Source organism: Flavobacterium sp. UBA4197 (genome assembly GCF_002379575.1).
GTDB lineage: Bacteria > Bacteroidota > Bacteroidia > Flavobacteriales > Flavobacteriaceae > Flavobacterium > Flavobacterium inviolabile.
Genome location: NZ_DFUB01000013.1, coordinates 23359 through 49074, shown reverse-complemented (window position 1 = coordinate 49074; position 25716 = coordinate 23359). Strand labels below are relative to the sequence as shown.

Annotated in this window: 21 protein-coding genes; 11 read left to right on the top strand and 10 right to left on the bottom strand. The window is 40.3% G+C overall.

The window, feature by feature from the left end:
- Window positions 1-35 precede the first annotated feature (35 nt).
- Together B3394_RS06845 and B3394_RS06840 are read left to right on the top strand one after the other, a co-directional pair.
- Entirely contained in the window at window positions 36-1805 is a 1770-nt protein-coding gene (locus tag B3394_RS06845) for a 1-deoxy-D-xylulose-5-phosphate synthase (RefSeq protein WP_286914472.1), read from the top strand.
- A 46-nt stretch (window positions 1806-1851) separates the two neighbouring features.
- On the top strand, window positions 1852-2802 hold the full coding sequence (locus tag B3394_RS06840) for a DUF3078 domain-containing protein (protein WP_177731410.1): 951 nt from the start codon (window positions 1852-1854) through the stop codon (window positions 2800-2802).
- A gap of 39 nt (window positions 2803-2841) precedes the next feature.
- Here the strand turns inward: B3394_RS06840 and B3394_RS06835 are convergent, their stop codons facing one another.
- The 6 genes from B3394_RS06835 to B3394_RS06810 all read right to left on the bottom strand — a co-directional run bounded on the left by B3394_RS06835 (window position 2842) and on the right by B3394_RS06810 (window position 12169).
- Window positions 2842-5487, bottom strand: a complete 2646-nt coding sequence (locus tag B3394_RS06835; RefSeq protein ID WP_286914469.1) for a T9SS-dependent M36 family metallopeptidase — start codon at window positions 5485-5487, stop codon at window positions 2842-2844.
- A 90-nt stretch (window positions 5488-5577) separates the two neighbouring features.
- Window positions 5578-6918 (bottom strand): dGTP triphosphohydrolase, encoded by a 1341-nt coding sequence (gene dgt, locus B3394_RS06830; protein ID WP_273246540.1) that lies wholly within the window; start codon window positions 6916-6918, stop codon window positions 5578-5580.
- Between the two features lie 51 nt (window positions 6919-6969).
- A complete protein-coding gene (locus tag B3394_RS06825; RefSeq protein WP_177731406.1) occupies window positions 6970-7680 on the bottom strand; it encodes an AAA family ATPase in 711 nt (236 codons plus the stop codon).
- A gap of 184 nt (window positions 7681-7864) precedes the next feature.
- Complete coding sequence (locus tag B3394_RS06820; protein WP_177731404.1) at window positions 7865-10249, bottom strand: ribonucleoside-diphosphate reductase subunit alpha; 2385 nt, start codon at window positions 10247-10249, stop codon at window positions 7865-7867.
- A gap of 94 nt (window positions 10250-10343) precedes the next feature.
- The gene (locus tag B3394_RS06815) at window positions 10344-11321 is read right to left on the bottom strand and encodes a ribonucleotide-diphosphate reductase subunit beta (RefSeq protein ID WP_177731402.1); all 978 of its coding nucleotides are present in this window, start codon (window positions 11319-11321) and stop codon (window positions 10344-10346) included.
- 281 nt (window positions 11322-11602) lie between these two features.
- Window positions 11603-12169, bottom strand: coding sequence for a DUF3109 family protein (locus B3394_RS06810; protein ID WP_273246504.1), 567 nt, complete (start codon window positions 12167-12169; stop codon window positions 11603-11605).
- A gap of 214 nt (window positions 12170-12383) precedes the next feature.
- On the opposite strand from B3394_RS06810, the gene B3394_RS06805 reads away from it, so the two are divergent.
- From B3394_RS06805 to B3394_RS06795, 3 genes are all read left to right on the top strand, one after another.
- Window positions 12384-12959 (top strand): MarC family protein, encoded by a 576-nt coding sequence (locus B3394_RS06805; protein WP_177731398.1) that lies wholly within the window; start codon window positions 12384-12386, stop codon window positions 12957-12959.
- A gap of 62 nt (window positions 12960-13021) precedes the next feature.
- The gene (locus B3394_RS06800) at window positions 13022-13222 is read left to right on the top strand and encodes a hypothetical protein (RefSeq protein ID WP_246297037.1); all 201 of its coding nucleotides are present in this window, start codon (window positions 13022-13024) and stop codon (window positions 13220-13222) included.
- 4 nt (window positions 13223-13226) lie between these two features.
- Window positions 13227-13835 (top strand): FAD-dependent oxidoreductase, encoded by a 609-nt coding sequence (locus B3394_RS06795; protein WP_286914457.1) that lies wholly within the window; start codon window positions 13227-13229, stop codon window positions 13833-13835.
- Between the two features lie 36 nt (window positions 13836-13871).
- On the opposite strand, the gene B3394_RS06790 is transcribed toward B3394_RS06795, so the two are convergent.
- The 3 genes from B3394_RS06790 to B3394_RS06780 form a co-directional block, all read right to left on the bottom strand.
- A complete protein-coding gene (locus tag B3394_RS06790) occupies window positions 13872-15449 on the bottom strand; it encodes a S41 family peptidase (RefSeq protein ID WP_273246506.1) in 1578 nt (525 codons plus the stop codon).
- A 1-nt stretch (window position 15450) separates the two neighbouring features.
- Window positions 15451-15879: a deoxycytidylate deaminase gene (locus tag B3394_RS06785; protein ID WP_177731392.1), complete on the bottom strand. Its 429-nt coding sequence runs from the start codon at window positions 15877-15879 to the stop codon at window positions 15451-15453.
- A 165-nt stretch (window positions 15880-16044) separates the two neighbouring features.
- Complete coding sequence (locus B3394_RS06780; RefSeq protein ID WP_177731390.1) at window positions 16045-16638, bottom strand: HupE/UreJ family protein; 594 nt, start codon at window positions 16636-16638, stop codon at window positions 16045-16047.
- A gap of 143 nt (window positions 16639-16781) precedes the next feature.
- Here B3394_RS06780 and B3394_RS06775 point away from each other — a divergent pair, with 143 nt between their 5' ends.
- Window positions 16782-17213, top strand: coding sequence for a TerB family tellurite resistance protein (locus B3394_RS06775; RefSeq protein WP_177731389.1), 432 nt, complete (start codon window positions 16782-16784; stop codon window positions 17211-17213).
- A 53-nt stretch (window positions 17214-17266) separates the two neighbouring features.
- On the opposite strand, the gene fbp is transcribed toward B3394_RS06775, so the two are convergent.
- On the bottom strand, window positions 17267-18280 hold the full coding sequence (fbp, locus tag B3394_RS06770) for a class 1 fructose-bisphosphatase (protein ID WP_286914452.1): 1014 nt from the start codon (window positions 18278-18280) through the stop codon (window positions 17267-17269).
- A 106-nt stretch (window positions 18281-18386) separates the two neighbouring features.
- On the opposite strand from fbp, the gene B3394_RS06765 reads away from it, so the two are divergent.
- The 5 genes from B3394_RS06765 to B3394_RS06745 all read left to right on the top strand — a co-directional run bounded on the left by B3394_RS06765 (window position 18387) and on the right by B3394_RS06745 (window position 25705).
- On the top strand, window positions 18387-18860 hold the full coding sequence (locus tag B3394_RS06765; protein WP_286914450.1) for a GNAT family N-acetyltransferase: 474 nt from the start codon (window positions 18387-18389) through the stop codon (window positions 18858-18860).
- A gap of 48 nt (window positions 18861-18908) precedes the next feature.
- Window positions 18909-20162, top strand: coding sequence for an aspartate kinase (locus B3394_RS06760; RefSeq protein WP_177731383.1), 1254 nt, complete (start codon window positions 18909-18911; stop codon window positions 20160-20162).
- A gap of 126 nt (window positions 20163-20288) precedes the next feature.
- The gene (locus B3394_RS06755; RefSeq protein WP_286914444.1) at window positions 20289-23711 is read left to right on the top strand and encodes a hypothetical protein; all 3423 of its coding nucleotides are present in this window, start codon (window positions 20289-20291) and stop codon (window positions 23709-23711) included.
- A gap of 147 nt (window positions 23712-23858) precedes the next feature.
- Window positions 23859-24452, top strand: a complete 594-nt coding sequence (locus B3394_RS06750) for a TetR/AcrR family transcriptional regulator (RefSeq protein WP_177731380.1) — start codon at window positions 23859-23861, stop codon at window positions 24450-24452.
- Between the two features lie 128 nt (window positions 24453-24580).
- Window positions 24581-25705: an efflux RND transporter periplasmic adaptor subunit gene (locus tag B3394_RS06745; RefSeq protein WP_286914440.1), complete on the top strand. Its 1125-nt coding sequence runs from the start codon at window positions 24581-24583 to the stop codon at window positions 25703-25705.
- Window positions 25706-25716 lie beyond the last annotated feature (11 nt).

Below are 25716 nucleotides of genomic sequence, written 5' to 3'. Positions count from 1 at the left end.
AACAAAAATACAATTTCAAATTGTACCTTTGCTGCATGTCCGAAAAACTCTTACCAAATATTCAATCTCCAGTCGATTTACGGCAGCTTCCGGTTGAACAACTTCCGGTTTTAGCACAGGAATTACGCGACTTTATAATTGATATTGTTGCTGTCAAAGAAGGCCATTTAGGCGCAAGCCTTGGAGTAGTCGAACTTACGATAGCGCTTCATTATATTTTCAATACCCCTGAAGATTTATTGGTCTGGGATGTAGGCCATCAGGCTTACGGACATAAAATACTGACTGAAAGAGCCGAAATATTTCATACGAACCGCCAGCTGAACGGCATATCCGGTTTCCCGAAACGCAGCGAAAGCATTTACGATACTTTTGGTGTCGGGCATTCCTCCACGGCAATATCGGCCGCACTCGGAATGGCCATTGCTTCCAACCTGAAAGGAGAAACGGAAAAACAGCACATCGCCGTAATTGGCGATGCTTCCATAGCTTCCGGAATGGCTTTTGAAGGACTGAATCACGCCGGGGTAACCGATGCCAATTTACTGGTTATCCTGAATGACAATGCCATTGGGATAGATCCCAGCGTAGGCGCTCTTAAAGATTACCTGACTTCGGTAAAAGCCGGAAAAAATCCGAAAGAGAACAACATGATCAGTTCCCTGAATTTTGATTATTCCGGTCCTATTGACGGTCATGACATCCCTCTTTTGCTAAGTGAGCTGAACCGTCTTAAAAATAAAAAAGGTCCAAAATTCCTTCATATTATCACCACCAAAGGAAAAGGACTGGAACAGGCCGAAAAAGATCAGGTGAAATACCATGCGCCCGGAAAATTCGACAAAGTAACCGGTGAGATAATTCCCAAATCCGAAGATCATCTGCCGCCAAAATTCCAGGATGTTTTTGGTTTAACCCTAGTGGAACTGGCCCGACAGAATGAAAAAATAATCGGCATCACACCCGCTATGCCAACCGGTTCTTCCATGAAATTCATGATGGAGGAAATCCCGTCGCGTGCCTTTGACGTGGGCATAGCCGAACAGCATGCCGTAACACTGGCCGCCGGAATGGCAACACAGGGAATGGTTGTTTTTTGCAACATTTATTCTACCTTTTTACAACGGGCTTACGACCAGGTCATCCACGATGTGGCACTACAGGATCTTCCGGTAATTTTTTGCCTGGACCGGGCAGGGCTTGTCGGCGAAGACGGCGCAACCCACCAGGGTGTATTTGACATTGCCTATCTGAGCTGTATTCCGAACCTTATCCTGTTTGCTCCGCTTAATGAGATCGAACTGAGAAACGGGATGTACACCGCACAGACAGGACTGGAACATCCTATTGCGATACGCTATCCGAGAGGAAGAGGCTATATCCGCAACTGGCAGCTGCCTTTTGAAAAAATTGAGATCGGCAAAGCCAGACTATTGCAAAAAGGCACCCAAACAGCCATACTATCCACCGGCACAATCGGCAATAATATTACTGCGGCTTTAAACGAAATACAGGATGCGGCTTTATTTTCGCATTATCATTTTCCTTTTATAAAACCACTGGATGAACAAAGCCTGCATGAAATCTGCAACACACACACCACCATCATAACCATTGAGGATGGCAGCATCATCGGCGGCTTCGGCAGTCTTGTTACTGCTTTTATAACCGATAATAATTACCCTGTAAGTGTTAAAAAACTGGGGGTACCGGATTTTTTCATTGAACACGGCACAGTTATTGAGCAACAACAAAGTTGCAAAATTGACGTTATCAGTTTGAAGAATTTTTTATCAAGCCTCTGAATGTAAGCACTTTTGCCTATTACAAAATTAAAAACTCTATTTGATCATGAAAATTACTCCGTATCTAATCGGATTACTTTTTATTTTAACTATTTCAAAAAGTAATGCACAAGACGTTGTAAGAACAACAATCCCCGACACCACCACTTACTGGCACAAAAAGAACGTTATCGGCCTCGATTTCAGCCAGATTGCCTTTATCAATTGGAGCGTCGGAGGAAACAACTCCATTTCCGGCCTTTTAAAGGGTGCTTTCCTAAGAAACTACACCAAAGGCAATCTTAGATGGAAAAACGAATTAATCGTGCGCTATGGCGTAAATAAGCAGGAAGAAAGGGAATTACGGAAAACGGATGATGCGGTACAGCTTAATTCCACCATCGGATACCGTCATGATAGTATTTCAAACTGGTACCACAGTGCAAAATTAAATTTCAACACGCAGTTCACAAGCGGTTATGCTTACCCCAATACGGATCTGGCAATTTCCAAGGCTTTTGCCCCGGCTTACTGGTTTCTGGGTGTAGGAGCAGAATATTCCAATAAAGAAAAAAAGCTGAATGCCTATTTTTCTCCGCTGACACAAAAAACCACTTTAGTACTGGATCAGCGTTTAGCCGACCAGGGGGCTTTCGGGGTTGACAAAGCGGTTTATGACGCAGATGGCAATCTGATCAGGCATGGTAAAAAGTCCCGGACAGAAGTCGGAATTTTAGTCACCAACCAATGGAAGAATGAAATCTATAAAAATATTTTCCTGGATCATCGATTAAGCCTTTATACCGATTACCTGAATAATTTTGGCAATGTCGATGTAGACTGGCAGGTACAGCTTGATCTGGTCGTAAATCAATATGTAAAAGCCAATATCGGTACCAATCTCGTTTATGACGATGACATCAAATCGAAAAAGGAGATAGACGGCGTACAGGTTACACAAGGTCCTAAAATCCAGTTTAAACAATTACTCGGTGTAGGATTGAGCTATACTTTTTAAAAACAAAAAAGGTTCCTTTCGGAACCTTTTTTATTAGAATTAATTTAATATAACCTTCTTCGTATAACTTAGATTATCTCCGTCAATCTTAAGAATATACATTCCTGATTGTAATCCTTTCAGATTTATTGTTTTTTCGATATTGAAGTCGTCAACTTTTTGGTTGTACACTTTTCTACCGTTTATATCAAATACTTCAAGTGTCACTTTTCCGCTGTAGTTTCCAATAAACACATTGAACGTACCGTTTGAAGGGTTAGGATATACCTTGATCATATCTTCATTCTGGAAATAGTCTACTGCTAACGTACAGTTAGGCCCCTGTGGTGGCGTTGTAAAATCTTCCACCTGGTCGTTAATACCGGCAATACCGGAATTGGTTCCAGCCGAAGCATTAACACCCAATCCTCTTCTTGCAAATACATCCCAGATCATACAGAAATCCTGTCCGCCTGTCGTTGCCTGATCTGCTGCAATAATAGCATTTCTACCGGAAACGAATGAAGGGTTACAAGGCTGTAATTTTAAAGCGTCAATAACCAGTCTTAAAACTTTGTTATTTCCACCGGTACCAGTGTACATATTCGCATCGTATCCGTATTTGTTAACATAAGCCCAGGCTAAATCCCATAATACACTAGCCCAAACCGTTCCTACAGCGTGAACATCAATTCTTGTTGTTCCGTTAGCGTCTACATAGGTTAAACCATTTGTATCTCCGTAAGTAAGCGGGTTAATAGCTAAATCCGTTGAATATTTAAAAGCACGGATTCCTCTTCCGTCTGTAGGCTGATTGGCTAAGAAAGTAGCAATACCTTTACCAACAACCGGAGAATCACCAGCTTTCATCTGCAACATATAAGCAAAGAAATCTGACCATCCTTCTCCCATTTGCTCTGAACTTGTTAAACAAGCCGCATTAGCCGGTCCGCCGGTTAAACGGGAAGAAACACCATGTCCGTATTCGTGTGTAATAACACCATTATCAAAATCGCCATCAGAATTCACAAAGTTAACCGGCTGAATAGCGATCGTTAAATTAAGTGTTCCGTTTTGCATGGCTGCGATCATAGCATTTCCAACAGAAGGTCTGATGGAAATAGCAGGGATTGTTATCGCTGCATTATCACCACCCATCACGATATCTTCTTCTAAATTGTTTACCACGATAACTGCAAGTGCTCCTGCATTCTGAGCAAACATAACTTTTTCAACAAAAGAACAGGTTCCTCTTTTGATCATTACGATCTTACCGTTCAATTCTGCACCGTTTATAGCTGCTGTACAAGCATCTGCATTATCCGGAACACCGTCATTGAACAGGGCCACATTAGCCGTAATTCCTGCAGGCTGCACCGGCAATGCCACGTGACCGTTAGTAAAGTTATTGTCAACCGCTACATAGCTACCCGCTAAAGAAGCCGGGGAATGGATCTCGAAAAATTTTGGTCTTGGTCCAACATCCCATAAATACATCTGCATTCTCGGGCGCTGTCCGTCAACCGGTGTGGAAAAGTTTGCGTTATTTGTTCCGCTTCCATCCTGTGCATCAGCTAAAACAGCATCACCCTGAAGGGTAACTGTTCCTCCTTTTCCATAATTATTCTGCTGGAAGTTACCGTTAACTTCATTAAAACCATACTGATACATGATATCGTGCATGATATTATTCATGTAGAACAGGTTTGTCGTTGCAGCATTCGTATAAGTAGACGCTGCTACTCCGGTTCCGCCGTAAGGATAGTCAAAAACCAATCCTGCACCTCCGTCCGGACTTGCTCCGTTTCCGTTTGTTCCGGCAATATCTTCTTTTGCCCAAACGTTATTTCCTCTTGTAATGGTAAATTCCGCGCCGGCTGTTCCGTTAATATCATGCCATCCGTAAGGAGAGGCAAGCGCATTATGCGGAGAAACCAACAACTCTCTGTTACCGTGATTAGGACTTTCCACATTGAATGGGTACACGCGGTAAGATCCCGACTGTACCTGCGCAAAAGAATTTGCTTCTTTAAACGCTTTATTGCCAAAGTTCATGGAGTGGTTGTGCTCTTTGTGATTCGCATCACCAAAATTACAACTTAAAACCAAGTCAAAATTTTCCAGAAGCTTACCGTTTACAGCATCGATTCTAACACTCCATAAATGTTTGTAATCGGAAGTATAAAACGTATAATCCCAGGCCAGACGCAACGATTCGTCTTCCATTTGCTGGAATACCAATTCTGCACTTACCGGATCATCCTGTAACGTTCCGTTAGACAATTTAAATTCTTTATTGCTGATTGTAGTAACAACCTGGCTGCTGAACGTTTGTACTTTCAACAGGCTTAACGCTTTCTGGAAACCGTCAAGCACTGATAAAACCGGAGTAACCGTATTGATCTTTGCCGATATTCCCGGAACAAACCGATTTCCAACATTAATAACCTCTCCGTTTTTAACAGAAAAATTGGTTATCGCATTAAAAATTTCAATTCCTTTATACCGCTGCTTAACATAATAGTTATTGATTTTTGTAGTGGAAGAACTCGCTTCACTTTCAACAAACCAGTCCTCAACATCTTGCTTCGTTAATCCAAGTTTTTGATGATTATTAGCCAGATATCGCTGAATCTGCTCATTTTGGGATTGGGCAAATCCTACGCCACTTGCTAACATTAGCATCAATAGGGTAGTTTTTTTCATAATTTGTAGTTAGCTTTTTTAATTTAAGTATCACAAAATTAAACTTTTATTCCACTTAACAAAAAAATAGCGTTAATTTATCAGTAAGAATTAAATCCCGGCTTTTATAATATTAAAGATTTGTAAAGCTTTACCGTCAGTTAACATCGAAACGAAATGACAGATATGCATCAGCCGTTCATAAAGTTTCATTTTCTCGGTTATAAATTTCTCCGGCAATAATTTTAAGATCAGGATATCATAATTGGTTGCCTTGCCTTCAAATTTATTATTGTAAGCTGTACAGAATTTATCCAGCAACGTATTGATAATCTGGTAACCCATGATTTCTTTCTCAATTACCTCACGGCTCTGATAGATATTCTTAATACTAATCTTGATAATGTCGTCCATCTGGGCTTTGTACTGGCTTTTATCCATCAGGGCTACATGGAAGTTCCCCTGAAGAATCGCTTCTTCATTTTCAAGGAAGACCTTTACGGCATCGCCTATCAAGCTGCTGATCGCCAAAGCGCGCAGGTAACTGATACGGTCTTCTTTTGTGGTAAGGGTATTGTATTTTTTGTTATCGATCGTATGCCTTACTAAATTAATAAGGTATTCCAGAGCAAAGTCCTCCTCTACCAGCCCCAGATTAATACCGTCTTCAAAATCGATTATGGTATAACAAATATCGTCTGCCGCTTCAACCAGAAATGCCAGCGGATGTCTTTCGAACCCGATATCTTCCGTTTTTTTATTGGACAGCATTCCCAGTTCTGCCGCTACGTCTTTAAAAAATTCCTTATCGGTCTGGAAAAAACCGAATTTCTTATCGGCAATGTTTGCCGTAGGTTTTTTAGGAAGGCTTTCTTTCGGATATTTCATAAAGGCACCTAAGGTGGCATAGGAAATCCGAAGCCCGCCTTCATTACCCGGACGGGAACCGGTCAGCACCGAAAAGCCATTGGCATTTCCTTCAAAGTCCACCAGATCCTGCCATTCTTTAGGTTCCAGTTGCGCCTGATACTGCAAGCCGTTTCCGGTTTTAAAATATTCCCCTATCGCCTTTTCGCCGGAATGTCCGAACGGTGGATTTCCGATATCGTGTGCCAAAGCAGCTGCCGCCACAATCGTTCCGAAATCGTTCATGTGGAAACCGTGTATTTCTTTTAAATGAGGGTATTTTTCTAAGATTTTCTTCCCAACCAAACGGCCTAAAGAACGTCCCACAACCGATACTTCCAGACTGTGCGTTAACCGCGTATGTACGAAATCGGTTTTCGAAAGCGGAATAACCTGCGTTTTATCCTGTAAGCTTCGAAAGGCAGATGAAAAGATGATCCTGTCGTAATCAACTTCAAAACCCAGCCGGGTATCATCCTGTTCTTTTCTTAAACGTTTGCTTGTATCGCCTTGTCTTTTTAAGGACAAGAGCTGTTCCCAGTTCATCATTGGATTCCTTATATTATATATTCTGAATTGTTCTGATTCAAAATAGGATTAATTATTTTGTTGTTTGGCTATCTCTGCCTGAATAATATTATTTTTCACTTCTTTAAAAACATGGTTTTTTGCCTCTGCAAATGAAATGTCATAGATGCGTTCCAGTTTTTGGAATGGTACCGGATACTTAGACAATAAATGGGTGTAATATTTATCCAGCACATCTTTGGAGGGCAAGGTAAATTCCAGCTTTAATTCAAACCGGCGTACCAAAGCTTCATCAATCATCTGTATCTGGTTGGTTGCCGCAATTAGAATGGATTTTTTCGGGAAGTTATCAATCAGCTGTAAAATGGCATTGACAACCCTTTTCATCTCGCTACTGTCTTTGTTATCATAATCCCGGATTTGCCCCAACGAATCAAATTCATCAAAGAACAATACGGCACTTTCATACAATACTTCTTTAAACAGTCCTTCAATATTCTTTGCTGTTTCGCCCAGTTTGGACGACACGATACTCGCCAGGTTTACAATGATGATCTTCTTATCGAGCCGTTTTGCTATGGCTTTTGCCGTCATTGTTTTCCCGCAGCCGGTTTTTCCGTAAAGCAGCATTTTGTTGACTACCGGCAGTTCATACTGTTCCAAAATTTCCCGATACTGGTATTCCTTTAAAAACTGATTGATCTGTCCGGATACCGCTTCGTTAAAAACAACATCTTCCAGGTTGATATTACTCCTGTCTGTAAAATATAAAGTACTCAAAATTATTCCTGTTTTATACGTTAGGACTTATTCACAAATGTACAAATACAATTTCTTTAAAAACAAAACAGCTGTCAAATGACAACTGTTCTTTATATATTCTTTCTTTCTACTATTTTCTACAGTAAAAAAACAGCTACCTTTTCAAGTAGCTGCCTGTTATTCTTATAGTTTTATTCCAGAATTATGAACCACACATTTCGCAATCGTCCGGTTCTGCATTTTTAGAACGTTCCAGCATGGCGCGGAATTCGTCAACTGCAATTTCCTCTTCTTTTACGGATGGTGTTTCTTCTTTTTTATCATTATTCAATGTGAACTTGATCGCGTCAACCGCACTCTTCGTTCTTAAATAGTACATTCCTGTTTTTAATCCGGATTGCCACGCATAGAAATGCATTGATGTTAGTTTTGCAAAAGTAGCTCCTTCCATAAACAGGTTTAACGACTGGGACTGATCGATAAAATATCCTCTGTGACGTGACATATCGATAATATCTTTCATACTCATTTCCCAAACGGTTTTGTACAATTCTTTAATATCCTGAGGAATCGCATCGATATCCTGAATAGAACCGTTTGCACGCATGATTTCCTGTTTCAGGCTTTCATTCCACAATCCTAAGTTTACCAAATCATGTAATAAATGCTTGTTTACTACAATAAATTCACCAGACAATACCCGTCTTGTATAAATATTGGATGTATATGGTTCAAAAGCTTCGTTGTTTCCTAAAATCTGAGATGTGGAAGCTGTTGGCATCGGCGCCATCAACAAAGAGTTACGCACTCCGTGTTCCATTACTTCTTTACGCAGTGATTTCCAATCCCAACGACCGCTTAATTCTTCATCGCTTAATCCCCAAAGATTATACTGGAATTCTCCCTGAGAGATCGGTGATCCCTGGAAAGTTGAATATGGTCCTTCTTCTTTTGCCATTTCCATCGAAGCAGTAACTGCAGCAAAGTACATGGTTTCAAAGATTTCCTGGTTCAGTTTTTTAGCTTCATCGCTGGTGAAAGGCAAACGCAGTAAGATAAAAGCATCCGCCAGACCTTGCACTCCCAATCCAACCGGACGGTGACGCATGTTTGAGTTTTCCGCTTCCTGAACAGGATAGTAGTTCCTGTCGATTACTTTATTCAGGTTGCGTGTTACACGTTTCGTTACATCAAAAAGCAATTCATGGTTAAACGCCCCGTTTTCTACAAACATCGGTAACGAAATGGAAGCCAGGTTACAAACAGCAATTTCATCTGCCGATGTGTATTCCATGATTTCCGTACACAGGTTGGAAGAACGGATTGTTCCTAAATTCTTTTGATTTGATTTTCGGTTTGCCGCATCTTTATACAGCATATAAGGTGTTCCTGTTTCAATTTGAGATTCCAGGATTTTTTCCCATAGTTCACGGGCTTTTATTGTTTTTCTGCCTTTTCCAGCATTTTCATAGGCAATGTACATCGCATCAAACTCATCGCCGTAAACATTATATAATCCCGGACATTCGTTCGGACACATTAAAGTCCATGAGGCGTCTTCCTGAACTCTTTTCATGAAAAGGTCATTCATCCACATTGCATAAAAAAGGTCACGGGCACGCATTTCTTCTTTACCGTGATTTTTTCTCAAATCAAGGAAATCAAAAATATCCGCATGCCACGGCTCTACATAAACAGCAAAGCTTCCTTTACGTTTTCCACCACCCTGGTCTACATAACGGGCCGTATCGTTAAACACACGAAGCATCGGTACGATTCCGTTTGATGTTCCGTTTGTTCCACGAATATACGAACCGGTTGCACGAACGTTGTGGATCGATAATCCGATTCCGCCGGCAGACTGGGAAATTTTAGCCGTTTGTTTTAACGTATCGTAAATACCGTCAATACTGTCATCCTGCATGGCTAACAGGAAGCATGAAGACATTTGCGGTTTTGGTGTTCCGGCATTGAATAACGTTGGTGTTGCATGTGTAAAGAATTTTTTAGACATTAACTCATACGTTTCGATAGCCGATTCAATATCATTAAGGTGAATTCCAACGGAAACACGCATTAACATGTGCTGCGGACGCTCTACGATCTGCCCGTTGATACGCAGCAAATAAGAACGCTCCAGGGTTTTAAATCCGAAATAATCGTAATTGAAATCCCTGTTATAGATAATTGTAGAATCCAATCGTTCGGCATTTGCCATAATCACTTCGTGAACCTCATCGGAGATTAACGGTGAATCCTGATTGGTTCTCGGATTAACATACTGATACATGTCAGTCATGGTTTCCGAGAATGATTTTTTAGTATTCTTGTGCAGGTTGGATACCGCAATTCGCGCTGCCAACTGTGCATAATCCGGATGCGAAACGGTCATTGACGCTGCCGTTTCGGCAGCTAAATTATCCAATTCGGATGTTGTTACTCCATCATACAAACCTTCAATAACACGCATGGCTACTTTTACAGGATCAACCAGGTCGTTTAATCCGTAGCATAGAATTCTAACTCTATCTGTAATCTTATCAAACATTACAGGTTCTCTTCGTCCGTCTCTTTTTACTACATACATATTATTGAAAAATTTATGAGTGATTAATTAAAAATTGTGAGAAAACCTTTTTTGTTTTCTGCTTAAACTTTCCCAAAAAGGGAATACATGTCGATTAAAAATCAGCGTCAAAGCTAATTTTCTGCGAATCGGTATCTTTATTCATAACGCCCGCTTTCTGATATTCGGAAACTCGTTTTTCAAAGAAATTTGTTTTTCCCTGTAACGAAATCATGTCCATAAAATCAAACGGGTTTGTTGCATTATATACTTTTTCGCACTGCAATTCCACCAACAATCTGTCGGCAACAAATTCCAGATACTGAATCATCAATACAGAGTTCATCCCGATCAAACTCGCCGGTAACGATTCTGTAATAAATTCTCTTTCGATATTCAGTGCATCTGTAATGATCTCTTTAATTCTGTTTTTCGATACTTTATTAACCAAATGGTGGTTGTGTAAATGCACTGCAAAATCACAATGCACTCCTTCATCACGAGAAATCAGCTCGTTCGAAAATGTCAGCCCCGGCATTAATCCGCGTTTTTTCAACCAGAAAATAGAACAGAAAGCTCCCGAAAAGAAGATTCCTTCAACCGCTGCAAAAGCAATTAACCGCTCTGCAAACGAATCGGACTCAATCCATTTCAACGCCCACTCCGCTTTTTTCTTAATTGCCGGAAACACTTCAATAGCGTGGAACAACTGGTTCTTTTCCGCTTCGTCTTTTACATACGTATCAATTAAAAGCGAATAGGTTTCACTGTGGATATTTTCCATCATGATCTGGAAACCGTAAAAGAATTTCGCCTCGGCATACTGCACTTCATTCACGAAGTTTTCAGCTAGGTTTTCATTTACAATACCATCAGAAGCCGCAAAAAATGCCAGAATATGTTTGATAAAATATTTCTCATCCTCATTTAACTTGGTATTCCAGTCGGTTAAATCCTGATGAAGATCAATTTCTTCCGCCGTCCAAAAGCTAGCTTCCATCTTTTTGTACCATTCCCAGATATCATGGTGTTTGATAGGAAAAATCACAAAACGATCTTTGTTTTCTTGTAAAATTGGTTCGACTGCTGACATAGTATGTTGACTTTTATAGAATTATAATTTTAAAGATTCCCGGAAAGAACCCCTACAAAGGTTGTCATTTGAAATGTAAAAAGAAAGTCAAACCCAGCCAAACTTATTCACAATTGGAACGAGTTTTTAACAACCGAAGAAAATTCTTTCAAGGTCATTATTAAAGTCTAAATTTTTGAATTTCAACAATTTACAAAAAATCAAAAAACAACGAAAACCTGCCCGAAAAGCAGTAAATACATTAGCTTAAAGCCTAAAGGAAACGATTCTTTTTTGAAGCTTTATGCTTTGAGTTCTTCAGCTACTTTTTCAAGCTCATCATACCAGTCTTGTCCAAATTTCCGAACCAAAGCTTCTTTTACAAATTTATATACCGGCACTTCCAATTCCTTTCCTAACGAACAGGCATCATCACAAATATGCCATTTGTGATAGTTAACAGCTGCGAATTCCGAAAAGTCTTTAACGCGAATTGGATACAGGTGGCAGGAAACCGGTTTTTTCCAGTCTACCAATCCCTGATTATACGCCTGCTCTATACCGCAAAGCGCGGTTTTTCCATCGAAAATAACGTAAGCACAGTCGGCTCCGTTAATTAAAGGTGTTTCTAATTCTCCGTCTTCCCCAACAACAGAAGTTCCCTGCGCTTCAATAGCAGCAATACCTTCCGGACGAAGAAACGGCTTTACAATAGGATATATTTCCGCTAAAATTTTAGTTTCGTTTTCATCAAGCGGCGCACCGGCATCCCCGTCCACACAACAGGCTCCTTTACAAGCCGACAAATTACATACAAACTCTTTTTCAAGAATTTCCTCAGACACAATGGTTTTACCTAATTGAAACATTTTTACTTCCGATTCTAAATTTATCCGGCAAAGGTACAAAGTTTAAAGCATTAATGCGAATCAAAAACCACCTCACTCCAAACAGCTTTATTGCAGTATAAACAAAAAAAGCAGCCTTAAATACAGATATTTTATTTTTTTGTTAAAAATTAACTTGTTTTTATATAATTTTGTTAGAATAATATATAATTTTGCACCCTCAAAAAAACAAGTCATGGGATTCGATTGGAAAGAAATTTTTACGGTAGGAATGGTATTATTTGCGGTTATCGATATTTTCGGAAGCATTCCTATTATCGTAGATTTACGCAACAAGGTAGGACATATTCAGTCTGAAAAAGCGTCGATTGTTGCCGCGGTGATCATGATTTCCTTCCTGTTTGTAGGTGATGAAATCCTGAAATTAATCGGTATTGACGTGAATTCGTTTGCCGTAGCCGGTTCCTTTGTATTGTTCTTCCTGGCTTTGGAAATGATTCTTGGCATCACGTTATATAAAGACGATGCTCCCAATACGGCTTCCATTGTACCAATCGCATTTCCGCTGATTGCCGGTGCCGGAACCATGACCACTTTATTATCCCTTCGTTCGGAATACCAGACGATCAATATCATCTTTGGTATTGTAGCCAATATATTAATTGTGTACCTGGTCTTAAAGTCATCTGCCAAAATTGAAAAAACATTAGGTAAAAACGGATTGGGCGTGATCCGAAAGGTATTTGGAGTAGTGCTTTTAGCGATTGCTGTTAAATTATTTGCAGCTAATGTTAAAGGTCTCTTTATTTAAGCAGATTTTTATTAATTTCACCGCCATAATTTAACTACTCGTAGTTCTTTTTTTTAATTACAATGAAAATTTTCTCATACATACTAATTGCTGCTGCAATAGGGTTAATCATTTTTAATGTAACTCTTTTAGATTTTTCAAATCTTTTCGAAGGCAACAGTTTAGTGGCGCTAATAGGAATCGTAGCTTCTTTATGTGCTGTTTGTATTTTACTTATCTTTAAGATGTCGAAAGCCATCGAAGAAAAAACAAAAGGAAACTAGATTCATGTTTGATGTTTTAATTATTGGTGGCGGTGTAGCCGGGGTATCCTGTGCCCTGATTTTAGGCTCCGCACACAAGAAAAATTTCGTAGCCGATAAAAAGATCGGTATTATCACCCATCAAAAAGCGTCAGCATTACAAGATGCGCTTTTTAACAACGCCTATGGCATTCCTGCCGGAAAACCGGGCGCTGAGATCCTGACCGAAAGTACCGAACACCTGGCAATGACCTATCCGCACATCGAGCAGATTGCCGATGAAAAGGTTATTAGCGTAACCGGAAGTTATGGTAATTTTACGGTAACCACCAACAAAGCTTCTTATCAGTCAAAAATAATTGTTGTTGCCATTGGTGCTTCCAATCTGTTTAGCATTGAAGGTTTAACACAGTATATTGAACCGCATAGAAAGTCATTGGCAGAAAAGAACCGAATTCAATTAAAAAACAACGACCATCTTGTTGCCGAAGGCATTTATGCAGCCGGAACATTAGCCGGATGGAGAAGTCAGCTGGCTATTGCAGCCGGAAGCGGTGCAGCTGTTGCCACCGACATCCTGACCTTATGGAATGGCGGCGTTGAAACCCATTCACACGACAGTATTCGAAAATAACACCAGCATATAAAAAAACAGGGAGACAATGTCTCCCTATTTTTTTGCACTTAAAACAGCCTTAATCATCGGGTCCTGTTTTAAGATAATCTGATAATATTTTTGTTCGTTAAAGAGCTGTCGCACAAACTCCGCTGCCAAATATTGTTTTACCACATCCTGATGCTTTTCAAGATTAAAGATCAAACCGCTTTTGGAAAGGTGCTTTCTAAATCCGTTAAAGTAATAATCGGTATTCCTGATTTTCTCTTCAACCTGAACAGCGTTTAACTTTTCAAATTCTTTTCTGTTTTTATCGACTTCTTCAAAAACGAAATAGCTTACAATTCCGGATTGCATGATCATCGTTAAGGCTTCATCGCCGTGTTTTCCTTCCAGCGGAACAAAGATGTCCGGAATGATTCCACCGCCGCCGTATACAATTTTGCCTTTTTTGGTTTTAAATTTCAGGCTGTCCGCCACTTTAATACTATCAAAGGCATACAGCTCACCGCTTTCAAAACGTTTTTCGAAATCACTGAAATAATCATCCGCTCCTTTATTATAAGGCTTCTGGATAGAACGTCCGGATGGCGTATAATAACGTGCCACCGTTAAACGCACGGCAGAACCGTCGCCCAAAGGCATTTCACGCTGTACCAATCCTTTACCGAAAGAACGTCTGCCTACAATTATTCCCCTGTCGTCATCCTGAATGGCTCCGGCTAAGATTTCACTTGCAGAAGCACTGTTTTCATCAATAAGCATGTATAATTTACCGTTTTCAAAAGCGCCTTTGGAAGTGGCATAGGTTACTTCTTCTGTTCCTTTACGGTTTTTGATCTTTACGATCTGCTCTTTATCTTTCAGAAACTCATCGGCTATTTCCACTGCTTTTTCCATATAACCGCCGCCGTTGTTGCGCACGTCAACGATCAGCTGCTGCACTCCGGCCGCTTTTAACTGCAGCAAACCTTTGTGAAATTCATCATAGGTGGTTTCGGCAAACCGGTTAATTTTAATATATCCCGTTTGATTGTCCAGCATTAACGCCACATCAACACTTTTAATAGGCACAACATCGCGGGTAACCTTTACTTTGAATTTTTTATTTTCACTTTTTCGGTAAATCGTCAGCTCCACTTTAGAACCCACTTCGCCTTTCAGCTTTGAAAAAAGGGTGTCGTTGGATATTTTTCTTCCGAAAAGTTTGGTATTCCCGGCAAACAAAATCCGGTCACCGGCTTTTATCCCGGCTCTTTCAGACGGCCCTCCCGCTATGGGTTTGATTACCGCTACCGAATCCTTATAGGTATAAAAGTTAACCCCGATACCTACAAAATCCCCTTTCATGCTTTGGGAAATGGCTTCAAATTCATTTTTTGCAATGTATACCGAATGCGGATCCAGTTTTTCAAGAATACCGTTAACCGTAATATCCACAATAGAATCGGTATTCACTTCATCGACATATTCATTATTAATAAAATCAAGCAGTTTGTTGAGCTTGTTTTTACTTGCATTGGATGAAAATGTAGCTGTGGGTGCCGAAAAATTCAGATAGCCGCCAATAAGTACCCCAACGGCTATGGCCGTAGCGATGATAACGGGCAAATATATTTTTTTGATTCTCATATTATTCCAAGTCTGTAATATGATCTACTTCTACGCCTGCCTTTCTCAGGAAATCCAATCCGGCATCGTCTTTATAGCCTTCATAATAGACCACTCTTTTAATTCCCGCCTGGTGAATCAGCTTACTACAGTCTTTACAGGGCGAAAGTGTTATATAAAGTGTCGCTCCTTCGCAGGACTGTGTAGAACTGGCTACTTTTAAAATAGCATTGGCTTCTGCATGCAGTACATACCATTTTGTCATCCCCTCATGGTCTTCACAACAGTTTTCAAATCCTGAAGGTGTCCCATTGTATCCATCGGAGATAATCATCCGGTCTTTGACAATTATTGCTCCAACCTGTTTTCTTTTACAATATGATAATTGTCCCCATTCTTTCGCAATACGCAAATAGGCTTTATCATATTTATTCCGCTTTTGTTCTTTCATTAATGATTGCTTTTAAGCCTTAGCTAAACGCTATGGTTTCCCGTTTGCCCCGATGGCAACACATGCTTGTTACTGCAACAAGCTATCGCGAACAGCCGGCATTTTAGGCTTTACAAAAATACGCAAACGTTTCGCTACTGATACTGAAAAGATAAGCATTTTTTATTAGCGCTTCCAAATTTCGCTTTCGATAATCATCGGCAATACGACTCCAATAACAAAAGCAGACATTACCAGCGTCCAGTCGCGTTTTGAAAAACGGAAAAATGTCTGAATAATATACGATAAAATCAGCACAACCAGCACAACAATGATCTGTGCGCCTTCAATTCCCAAAGCAAATTCCAGCAACGGCAGCAGTTTGTCTGAAGCACCACCCGGAAGCAGTGTTTTAAAGTAGTTGGAAAAACCCAAACCGTGTATGATTCCAAAAAACAGGGTTACAAAAGCAACAAAGCTCACACTTTCATTCTTGCCCGATTTTCCGGCAGTAAACAAATGAAAAAGTGCCGTAACCAGTATGGTTATTGGTATTAAAAATTCGACCAGGCTGGCTTTTATATAAACAACTCCATACACAGAGAGCAATAACGAAAGGGTGTGTCCTAAGGTAAACAGGGTTACCAGAAGCAACACCCGTTTCCAATCTTTAAAAGCATAAGGAACAACAAGAGCAATAAGAAACAACACATGGTCATAAGCCCTGATATCCAGCACATGGCGCAGGCCGATATTAAAATATATCCAAAATTCCGACATAATTTTATTTTATTTAATTTGGGTTCTCAAACTTACAATTTATTTTGATATTTGATTTAACTGCTCAATAAAAGCTTCTCAATTGTTTTCAAACGATTGGAAATACAAGTATATTTGCATAACACCATTAATACCAAAAAATTATGTCATTTTCAGATTTATTCGATAGCGAATTTAAGAACAGAAATAAAGGTCATTTTTCTGCTATTGTAAGAGTTGCAATCGCCGACGGTGATTTAACCAATGAGGAAAGAGCCTTTTTAGACAAACTGGCTATCCAATTAGAAATTTCCAAGGAAGAATATGAAGAGATCCTGGAAAACCCTTCAAAGTACCCTATTAACCCTCCTTATTTATACACACAACGTTTGGAACGTTTGTATGATTTATCCCGTATGGTTTATGCAGACCATATTTTAGGACCTAAACAAAAAGAAATTTTAATGCGTTTCACTCTGGCTTTAGGCTTTACACCCGGAAATGCTTCTTATATTGTAGACAAAGCCTTATCCCTTTTGGTTCTGAGTGTGGACCTGGATACTTTTGTATATGAAATGCAGAACATGAACAAATAAAAGATTCCGCTATAAAAACAAAAAGTCCTGATTGCTCAGGACTTTTTTTATGGTTACAACTGACTTGCTTTTGTCATAAATTCTTCTGCTTTTTCAACCATGTTACGGCTTCCGCAGAAAAAAGGAACCCGCTGGTGCAGTTCCGTCGGTTTTATTTCCAGTATTCTATCAAATCCATCGGATGCTTTTCCTCCTGCCTGTTCTGCAATAAAAGCCATCGGGTTGCATTCATACAGCAAACGCAATTTTCCGCTTGGTGCTTTGGAACTGGTCGGATAAATATATACTCCGCCTTTGATCATGTTTCTGTGGAAATCGGAAACCAGACTTCCGATATAACGGGAAGTATACGGACGATCTCCTTCTTCCTGCTGGCAGTATTTGATATAATCTTTTACACCCTGCGGGAAATGAATATAGTTTCCTTCGTTAATCGAGTAGATCTTACCATCCTGCGAATAGCGCATGTTCGGATGCGAAAGATAAAACGTTCCGATAGCAGGATTCAGTGTAAATCCGTTTACGCCGTGACCGGTAGTATAGACCAGCATGGTCGATGTTCCGTAAATCACATATCCGGCAGCTACCTGATTGACACCCGGCTGTAAAAAATCTTCCAGCGTTACCGGTGTTCCCATTGGCGTTACTCTTCTGTATACCGAAAAAATGGTTCCTACCGAAACATTCACATCAATATTGGAAGAACCGTCCAACGGATCCATCAATACCACATATTTATTATTGTGGCTGGCGTCTTTTCCCTGAACCGTAATGAAATCATCATTTTCTTCCGAAGCAATTCCACAAACAATCTCCCTGTTGATCAAGGTCTGAATAAAAACCTCATTAGCATAAACATCCAGTTTTTGCTGGTCTTCACCTTGTATATTCTGTTCGCCGGCTGCCCCTACTATATCAACCAGTCCGGCTTTGTTTACTTTGTGGCTAACCACTTTTGCTGCCAGACGTATGGAGTTGATAATACGAGATAATTCTCCCGATGAGTACTTGAATTCTTCTTGTTTTTCAATGATAAACTCACCTAGCGTTATATTGCGATCTTTCATTATTAAATAGGATTGTTGTTGTGTTTTCGAGTACAAATATCGCTATTTTTGTGCAATGCGAATAATTATTCTCGCAATAATAAAACTCAATAATTTTTCTAAAAAAATGACAATACGGGAAGGAAGAAAAGAAGATATGCCTGCTGTTCTTGATTTAATTCAGGAGTTAGCTACTTTTGAAAAAGAACCGGATGCTGTGGTAATAACGGCTGAGGATCTGGTTCGTGACGGATTTGGAGACCGTCCGCTGTTTAAAACCTTTATCGCAGAGGTAGATTCCGAAATTGTAGGCATGGCTTTATATTACCACCGTTATTCGACCTGGAAAGGAAAAACGATCCATCTGGAAGACCTTATCGTAAAAGAAAAAATGCGCGGAACCGGACTGGGTCATGCCTTGTATGCCGAAATTATCAAACAGGGAAAGAAAGACAATGTCCGCCGTATCGAATGGGCAGTTCTGGACTGGAATCAGAATGCCATTGCTTTTTATGAAAAATCCGGGGCTAAAGTTTTAAAAGACTGGTATGTCGTTCAGATGAGCGAAGCCGGAATTGCTGATTTTACAAATAATTTATAGCTCCCAGCAGTTATAAATCACAATATTTATATGTCTAATTAATAAACAATGAGAGTATTCAAATTTGGCGGTGCTTCTGTAAAAGATGCCGGTAGTATCAAAAACGTATATGACGTTTTGCAAAAAGTAGGTTTTGACGATGTTCTTCTAGTTGTTTCGGCAATGGGAAAGACCACAAACGCTTTAGAAGTGGTAATAAAGAACTATTTTGATAAGTCCCCGGAGCTGAAGGCTTCCATACAGGAAGTCAAGAAATACCACAATCAGATTTTACTGGATTTGTTTGAAGACGAACAACATGCCGTTTTTGCTGCGGTGAACAGACATTTTTCCGATATGGAAAATTTCCTGAACATCAACAAATCCCCGAATTACAATTTTGTTTACGACCAGATTGTAAGCTATGGCGAGATCCTGTCGACAACCATATTGAGTTATTATTTTAATTATGCCGGACTAAAAAACGAATGGGTGGATGTCCGCAACCTGATTAAAACCGATACAACCTATCGCGATGCGATCGTAGACTGGGAACTGACTCAAAAAACCATTTCCAAAAACATCCGGAAAAAAGTACTGAATATTACCCAGGGCTTTTTAGGTTCGGATGAAAACAATTTCACAACAACTCTGGGACGTGAAGGTTCCGATTATTCGGCAGCAATTTTTGCATACTGCCTGAATGCGGAAAGCGTAACCATCTGGAAAGATGTACCGGGTGTTCTGAATGCCGATCCGCGTTATTTTGAAAATGCCGTTTTATTGAACCAGATCTCCTATCGTGAAGCGATTGAACTGGCTTTCTACGGCGCTTCGGTAATTCACCCGAAAACGTTGCAGCCATTACAGCGCAAAGAGATTCCTTTGTATGTAAAATCGTTTGTCAATCCGTTGTTACCGGGAACGAGTGTTTCCAAAGGTGCCGACCTGGAACCGCAAACATCCTGTTTTATTGTCAAGAAAAACCAATTGCTGATTTCGCTTTCTTCAATAGATTTCTCTTTTATCATGGAAGAAAACATCAGCGAGATCTTCGGCCTGTTCCATCAGTATAAAATAAAGGTAAGCCTTATTCAAAACACAGCTATCAGTTTCTCGGTTTGTATTGAAGATAAATTCAATAACTTTAACGAGCTGAAAAACACTTTATCTAAAAAATTCAAAGTCACCTATAACGATAATGTTTCGTTATACACCATTCGTCATTTTACGGAAAAGGCGGTACAAATGGTCGAAAAAGACAAAGATGTACTGGTTAAGCAAATGAGCCGCGAGACCATGCAGATTATCACTAAAGAATAATCCAAAATATAAACCGTTAAAAGGAGTGCTTTCCTTTTAACGGTTCTTTTCCCTGCCCTACTTTACGGCTTTTTTAAAATTTAAACGAAATTACACTACTTTTGGCATTTTGGAGTTATATCTTGTATGCTGAAAAACTGGATTTTAATTTTGTCTTTTTTATGTGTTTCTGGGCTTTATGCCCAAGAAATAGAGACTCCCTATAAATCCAAAAAGATCACGGTTTCCAAAGACACCATTACCATTGACAAGGTCAGCATTAATAAGGAGTTTTTCAAGCTTCTGGACAAAGCCGGAAATGAAATTGACACGACTTATTATACCGTAAATTTCCAGAAAGGCACACTTGCTTTTAAAAACAATTTTCAGACAAGCGACACTTTAACGGTTCGCTATTTAAAATTCCCGGAATTCCTGACCCGAAAATATACGATTTACGACCCGTCCCGCGTGGTCAACAACGGAACCGGGCAAAAGCTATATACCATTACCCGGGAACCGGTAAACAATTTCAAACCTTTTGACGGCCTGAACACTTCCGGAAGTATTACCAGAGGTGTTACAATCGGGAACAACCAGAATACGGTTTTAAACTCCAATCTGGATTTGCAGATCACCGGTAAAATATCCGATAAGGTCAGTTTACGTGCTTCCATTCAGGACAGCAATATTCCTTTGCAGGAAGGCGGTTATTCTCAAAAGCTGGATGAATTTGATCAGATCTTTATCGAATTGTTTTCGGACAAATGGAACATCCGTGCCGGGGATTTATTCCTGGAAAACCGGCAATCCCGCTTTTTAAATTTCAATAAAAAAGTACAGGGACTTTCCACGCATTTCACTTTTGGCGATGCCGGTAACAAAACCGATGTTTTCGCTGCCGGTGCATTGGTTCGCGGACAATATACCCGAAGTACCTTTATCGGGCAGGAAGGTAATCAGGGACCTTATAAATTAAAAGGACCAAACGGCGAATTGTATGTACTGGTGATTTCCGGCTCCGAACGGGTTTATGTAAACGGGATCTTATTGAAACGCGGGGAAAGCAACGATTATATAATTGATTATAATGCCGGAGAAATACGCTTTACCTCCCTTTTCCCGATTACTTCCGAAATGCGTATCAATATTGAATACCAATATACCGACCGGAATTATACGCGGTTTGTAACCTATGGCGGAGTAACCCATGAACGCGAAAAATGGAGTGTCGGCGGTTTTTTATATTCCGAAAGTGATGTAAAAAGCCAGCCGTTGCAGCAAAACCTGTCGCCTGAGCAGATTCAGATCCTAACCGATGCCGGCGACAATCCGGATCTGATGAATGCTCCTTCGGCTTATGTGGACAGTTATTCCGAAAATAAGATCCTCTATAAAAAAGTAGTGGTAAACGGCGTCACGACCTACCAGTATTCCAACAATCCGGAAGATGAATTGTACAATGTCCGTTTTACTTTGGTGGGTAACAATCAGGGAAACTATATACTGGCCAACAATCAGGCTGTGGGGCGTATCTATGAATACATTGCACCGGAAAACGGCCTGCCAAGAGGAAATTATGAACCGATTATCCGTTTGGTTCCGCCTACGAAAATCCAGATTGCCACTTTTTTAGGAAAATACAATCCCAGCGAAAAAACACTGGTTGATTTTGAAATCGGGTTGAGCAATAATGACAAAAACCTGTTTTCTCCAATTGACAATGACGACAACCAGGGATTAGCCGGAAGATTGAATATCAAACAGCGCTTATGGTCAAAACGCTGGGAAGTAGATGCCCTGCTCAACTATCAGTTTGTACAGAAAGAGTTTAAAACCATTGAACGTCTTTTTACCATAGAATTTGACCGGGACTGGAATCTTACCAATCCGCTGGGCGATCAGACGCTTTTGGTTTCCGGACTGAATTTCAGATTGCCGCAAAAGGCCAATTCTGCCAACAGCGGTTTTGCCAAATACCAGCTGGAAAAGCTCGATTTTTCGGAAAGTTTTTCCGGAACCCGCCATGTTGTTGACGGTCAGTTCAGCTTAAAAAACTGGGCAATCCGCAATAACAGCAGTTTCCTGAACAGCGACAGTAATTACTCGACCTCAAAATTCATCCGAAGTCAGTCGCTGGTAAAATACCATATCGACAAAAACTGGGTGGGTGGCAGCTTCCGACTGGAAAACAACGAAGAAAAAATTAAGGAAACCAATCAGTTTTCGGCTTTAAGCCAGCGCTTTAAAGAATTCGGTGCTTTTGTGGGACGTGGCGACAGTACCAAAGTTTTTATGGAAGTCGGCTATTTGCAACGCACCAACGACAGTTTGCAGCAAGGTCTTATTAAAAAGGTGAACACCTCTTATTCTTATTACCTGAAATCCCGGTTGATGCAAACCGAAAAAAGTGATCTATCCTTATTTGTCAATTACCGGAACCTGAAGTTTGAAGATCCGGCAAGAGCCAGCGAGCCTTCCTTAAACTCCCGTCTGCTCTATAACGATCGTTATTTCAACCAGCTTATCCAGGTTACTACTGCTTATGAAACCACTTCCGGTACAATTCCGCAGCAGGAATTCACCTATTTACAGGTCGAACCGGGACAGGGAATTTATATGTGGAACGATTACAACGGCAATGGCATTCAGGAGCTGGAAGAATTTGAGATTGCCCAATTCCCCGATCAGGCAAAATATGTCCGCGTATTCCTGCCAAACCAGATTTTTATCAAAACCCATCAAAATAAGTTTTCCCAATCGGTAACCCTGAATGCCAATCAGTGGCAGAATGAAAAAGGGTTAAAAAAACTCTTATCTTATTTTTACAACCAGACGTCTTTTATCATGGACCGGAAGATCATACGCAAAAGCGGCAATTTCGATCTGAATCCGTTTTTTGGTAACGACGACGATTTATTAGGACTGAATTCCAGTTTCCGAAACAGTTTATTTTACAATCGCGGCAAGCAGGACCATTCCATTACCTATACTTTTTTAACAAACAGGGCTAAAAACCTGTTGTCGGTAGGTTCACAGGAAAACACCAGTTCTTCCCACCAGATCCAGTATGCGCATCTGATCCAGAAAAGCTGGCTTGTTGGCTTTAACGGAAAAACAATCCGCTCCAATACCTATTCCCAGAACTATGCCAGCCGTAATTTCGAGCTCTCAGGCTATCAACTGGCGCCCAAAATCTCGTATTTGTTCTCCAAAAACGCAAGCTGGGATCTTTTTTATGAATACCAGCTGAAAGACAATAAGATCGCCGATTTTGAAAAGCTGAACCAGCAGCGTGTAGGAACTTCTTTTAGTTATGCTTCCGACAAGCGCTTTACGATTAACGGCGAGCTGTCCTACTATCAGAATAAATTCACCGGAAACGAATTATCGCCGGTTGCCTATCAAATGCTGGAAGGTTTACAAGCCGGTGAAAATTTAACGTGGCGCCTGCTTTTGCAAAAGAATCTGACGCAATACCTGGATATTAACCTCAACTATCAGGGCCGAAAAAGCGAAACCAGTCAGACTATTCATACCGGAAACGTTCAGTTAAGAGCTTATTTCTAACCCTAATAACCGGCTATTCCCTACTGTTTCAGGCATTTTCAGGCTGCTGTTTATGGCAGCATAGAAAAAAATTATAGTTGTTTTGTTGCATGATTAAAATTTGTATTACTTTTGCTTAACACTGTTAAATGATTTAATAGATGGGTTATGGGAAGTAAAGACAGAATATTACGGCAAAAAGAAGAGACGCGAAATAACATCCTGGATGCAGCCTGCACTATTGTAAAAGAAGAGGGCTGGCAAGGACTTAGTTTGCGTAAAATTGCTGATGCCATTGAATATACTGCTCCCATTATCTATGAATATTTTGCGAATAAAGAGGCAATACTGCAGGAGCTGACCATAAAAGGTTATGTTGTTCTGAACAAAGATTTAATTGCTGCACGGGACAAGTTTGACAATCCTGCCGATCAACTGGAAGCCATGTGGCTGGCTTACTGGGAATTTGCATTTGCAAATAAGGAAATGTACCAGTTAATGTTTGGGGTGGAAATGACCACCTGCCAGATGAGTAAATATCCGGAAGTGGAAACACCTTTCAAACTTTTCACAGCTCCTATTAAAGAGCTGATGAAAGATAACAATCCGGGTGAAGATACTGTTTGTCAAAAATATTACACTTATTTCTCAGTAGTGCACGGTTTAATCTCAATCAATATTGTCGGTAATGGGCTTCCACCAGATATCAACCAGCAAATATTAAAAGATGCCATTATTGGAATCACCCGTTCTATCCGCTAGCGCGGTTTTTTTTAAACACATTACTTAACACTGTTAAACAGTTTAATATAGTAAAACGCAAACAGTATGCAACGCACTGTTTTTTTTATTCAATTTCACTTAACGCCATTAAATAATTTAATATCATTATGAGACTACTAATTCTAAGCTTAACTTCACTTTTAGTTTTTGCCTGTGGGAATAAAACTGAGAATACCGCCATGCCGGCACCGGAGTTACCTGTAATCAGCATTAATGCCAATAATGCTATTACCTCATCGGAATATCCTGCTTCCATTCAGGGTACGACAAACGTGGAAATCCGTCCGCAGGTGGCCGGAAACCTGGAAAAGGTGTTTGTAGATGAAGGCGCTTTTGTTTCCAAAGGACAATTGCTTTTTAAAATTAACGAACAACCTTTCCGGGAGCAGCTAAACAATGCCCTTGCAAGCCTGCATGCAGCAGAAGCAGCGGTAATTAACGCGCAACTGGAGGTAGACAAACTAACGCCGCTGGTTCAGAACAAAGTGGTTTCCGACTATCAGCTGAAAGCCGCTAAGGCCGGTTATAAAATTGCCGTAGCCAATGTGAACCAGGCCAAAGCGATGGTAGGAAGTGCCGAAATTAATCTGGGCTATACTTCCATCAAAGCTCCGGTGAGCGGATATCTGGGAAGGTTACCTAAAAAACAAGGAAGCCTGGTTGGCCCTGCCGATGTGGAAGCGCTGACACAATTGTCTGATGTACACGAAGTACACGTATATTTCTCGTTGGGAGAAAGTGATTTTATTGCTTTCAAATCGCAGCATGCCGGAAATTCCATCAATGAAAAAATCAACAATCTTCCTCCGGTTACACTGGTACTGGCAGACAATTCCGATTATTCCGAAAAAGGACGTATTGATATGGTCGACGGGCAGTTTGACAAAAACACCGGTGCGATTACCCTTCGTGCTTCGTTCCCTAATGCCAAAGGTTTGCTTCGCTCCGGAAATACCGGAAAAATCAAACTGGATATGAAACACAGCGATGCACTGCTGATTCCACAGGAAGCGACTATGGAAGTTCAGGATAAAATCTATGTTTTCACAGTGGACAAAACCAATAAAGTAAGCAAACAGCCTATTGTTGTTGCCGGAAAAAGCGGTACCGACTACCTGGTTACCAACGGGATAAAATCGGGCGACAGAATTGTCTTCAAAGGATTTGAAAATTTACAGGAAGGTACTGTGATCAACCCTGAAAAGGCTAAAAAAGCAATTGCTCAGAAATAATTAAAAACTAA

Bases quoted from the DNA above. Each gene is read 5' to 3' on its own strand.
- B3394_RS06845 (WP_286914472.1), top strand. From the start codon at position 36: ATGTCCGAAAAACTCTTACCAAATATTCAATCTCCAGTCGATTTACGG.
- B3394_RS06840 (WP_177731410.1), top strand. From the start codon at position 1,852: ATGAAAATTACTCCGTATCTAATCGGATTACTTTTTATTTTAACTATT.
- B3394_RS06835 (WP_286914469.1), bottom strand. From the start codon at position 5,487: ATGAAAAAAACTACCCTATTGATGCTAATGTTAGCAAGTGGCGTAGGA.
- dgt (WP_273246540.1), bottom strand. From the start codon at position 6,918: ATGAACTGGGAACAGCTCTTGTCCTTAAAAAGACAAGGCGATACAAGC.
- B3394_RS06820 (WP_177731404.1), bottom strand. From the start codon at position 10,249: ATGTATGTAGTAAAAAGAGACGGACGAAGAGAACCTGTAATGTTTGAT.
- B3394_RS06815 (WP_177731402.1), bottom strand. From the start codon at position 11,321: ATGTCAGCAGTCGAACCAATTTTACAAGAAAACAAAGATCGTTTTGTG.
- B3394_RS06810 (WP_273246504.1), bottom strand. From the start codon at position 12,169: ATGTTTCAATTAGGTAAAACCATTGTGTCTGAGGAAATTCTTGAAAAA.
- B3394_RS06805 (WP_177731398.1), top strand. From the start codon at position 12,384: ATGGGATTCGATTGGAAAGAAATTTTTACGGTAGGAATGGTATTATTT.
- B3394_RS06800 (WP_246297037.1), top strand. From the start codon at position 13,022: ATGAAAATTTTCTCATACATACTAATTGCTGCTGCAATAGGGTTAATC.
- B3394_RS06795 (WP_286914457.1), top strand. From the start codon at position 13,227: ATGTTTGATGTTTTAATTATTGGTGGCGGTGTAGCCGGGGTATCCTGT.
- B3394_RS06790 (WP_273246506.1), bottom strand. From the start codon at position 15,449: ATGAGAATCAAAAAAATATATTTGCCCGTTATCATCGCTACGGCCATA.
- B3394_RS06785 (WP_177731392.1), bottom strand. From the start codon at position 15,879: ATGAAAGAACAAAAGCGGAATAAATATGATAAAGCCTATTTGCGTATT.
- B3394_RS06780 (WP_177731390.1), bottom strand. From the start codon at position 16,638: ATGTCGGAATTTTGGATATATTTTAATATCGGCCTGCGCCATGTGCTG.
- B3394_RS06775 (WP_177731389.1), top strand. From the start codon at position 16,782: ATGTCATTTTCAGATTTATTCGATAGCGAATTTAAGAACAGAAATAAA.
- fbp (WP_286914452.1), bottom strand. From the start codon at position 18,280: ATGAAAGATCGCAATATAACGCTAGGTGAGTTTATCATTGAAAAACAA.
- B3394_RS06765 (WP_286914450.1), top strand. From the start codon at position 18,387: ATGACAATACGGGAAGGAAGAAAAGAAGATATGCCTGCTGTTCTTGAT.
- B3394_RS06760 (WP_177731383.1), top strand. From the start codon at position 18,909: ATGAGAGTATTCAAATTTGGCGGTGCTTCTGTAAAAGATGCCGGTAGT.
- B3394_RS06755 (WP_286914444.1), top strand. From the start codon at position 20,289: ATGCTGAAAAACTGGATTTTAATTTTGTCTTTTTTATGTGTTTCTGGG.
- B3394_RS06750 (WP_177731380.1), top strand. From the start codon at position 23,859: ATGGGAAGTAAAGACAGAATATTACGGCAAAAAGAAGAGACGCGAAAT.
- B3394_RS06745 (WP_286914440.1), top strand. From the start codon at position 24,581: ATGAGACTACTAATTCTAAGCTTAACTTCACTTTTAGTTTTTGCCTGT.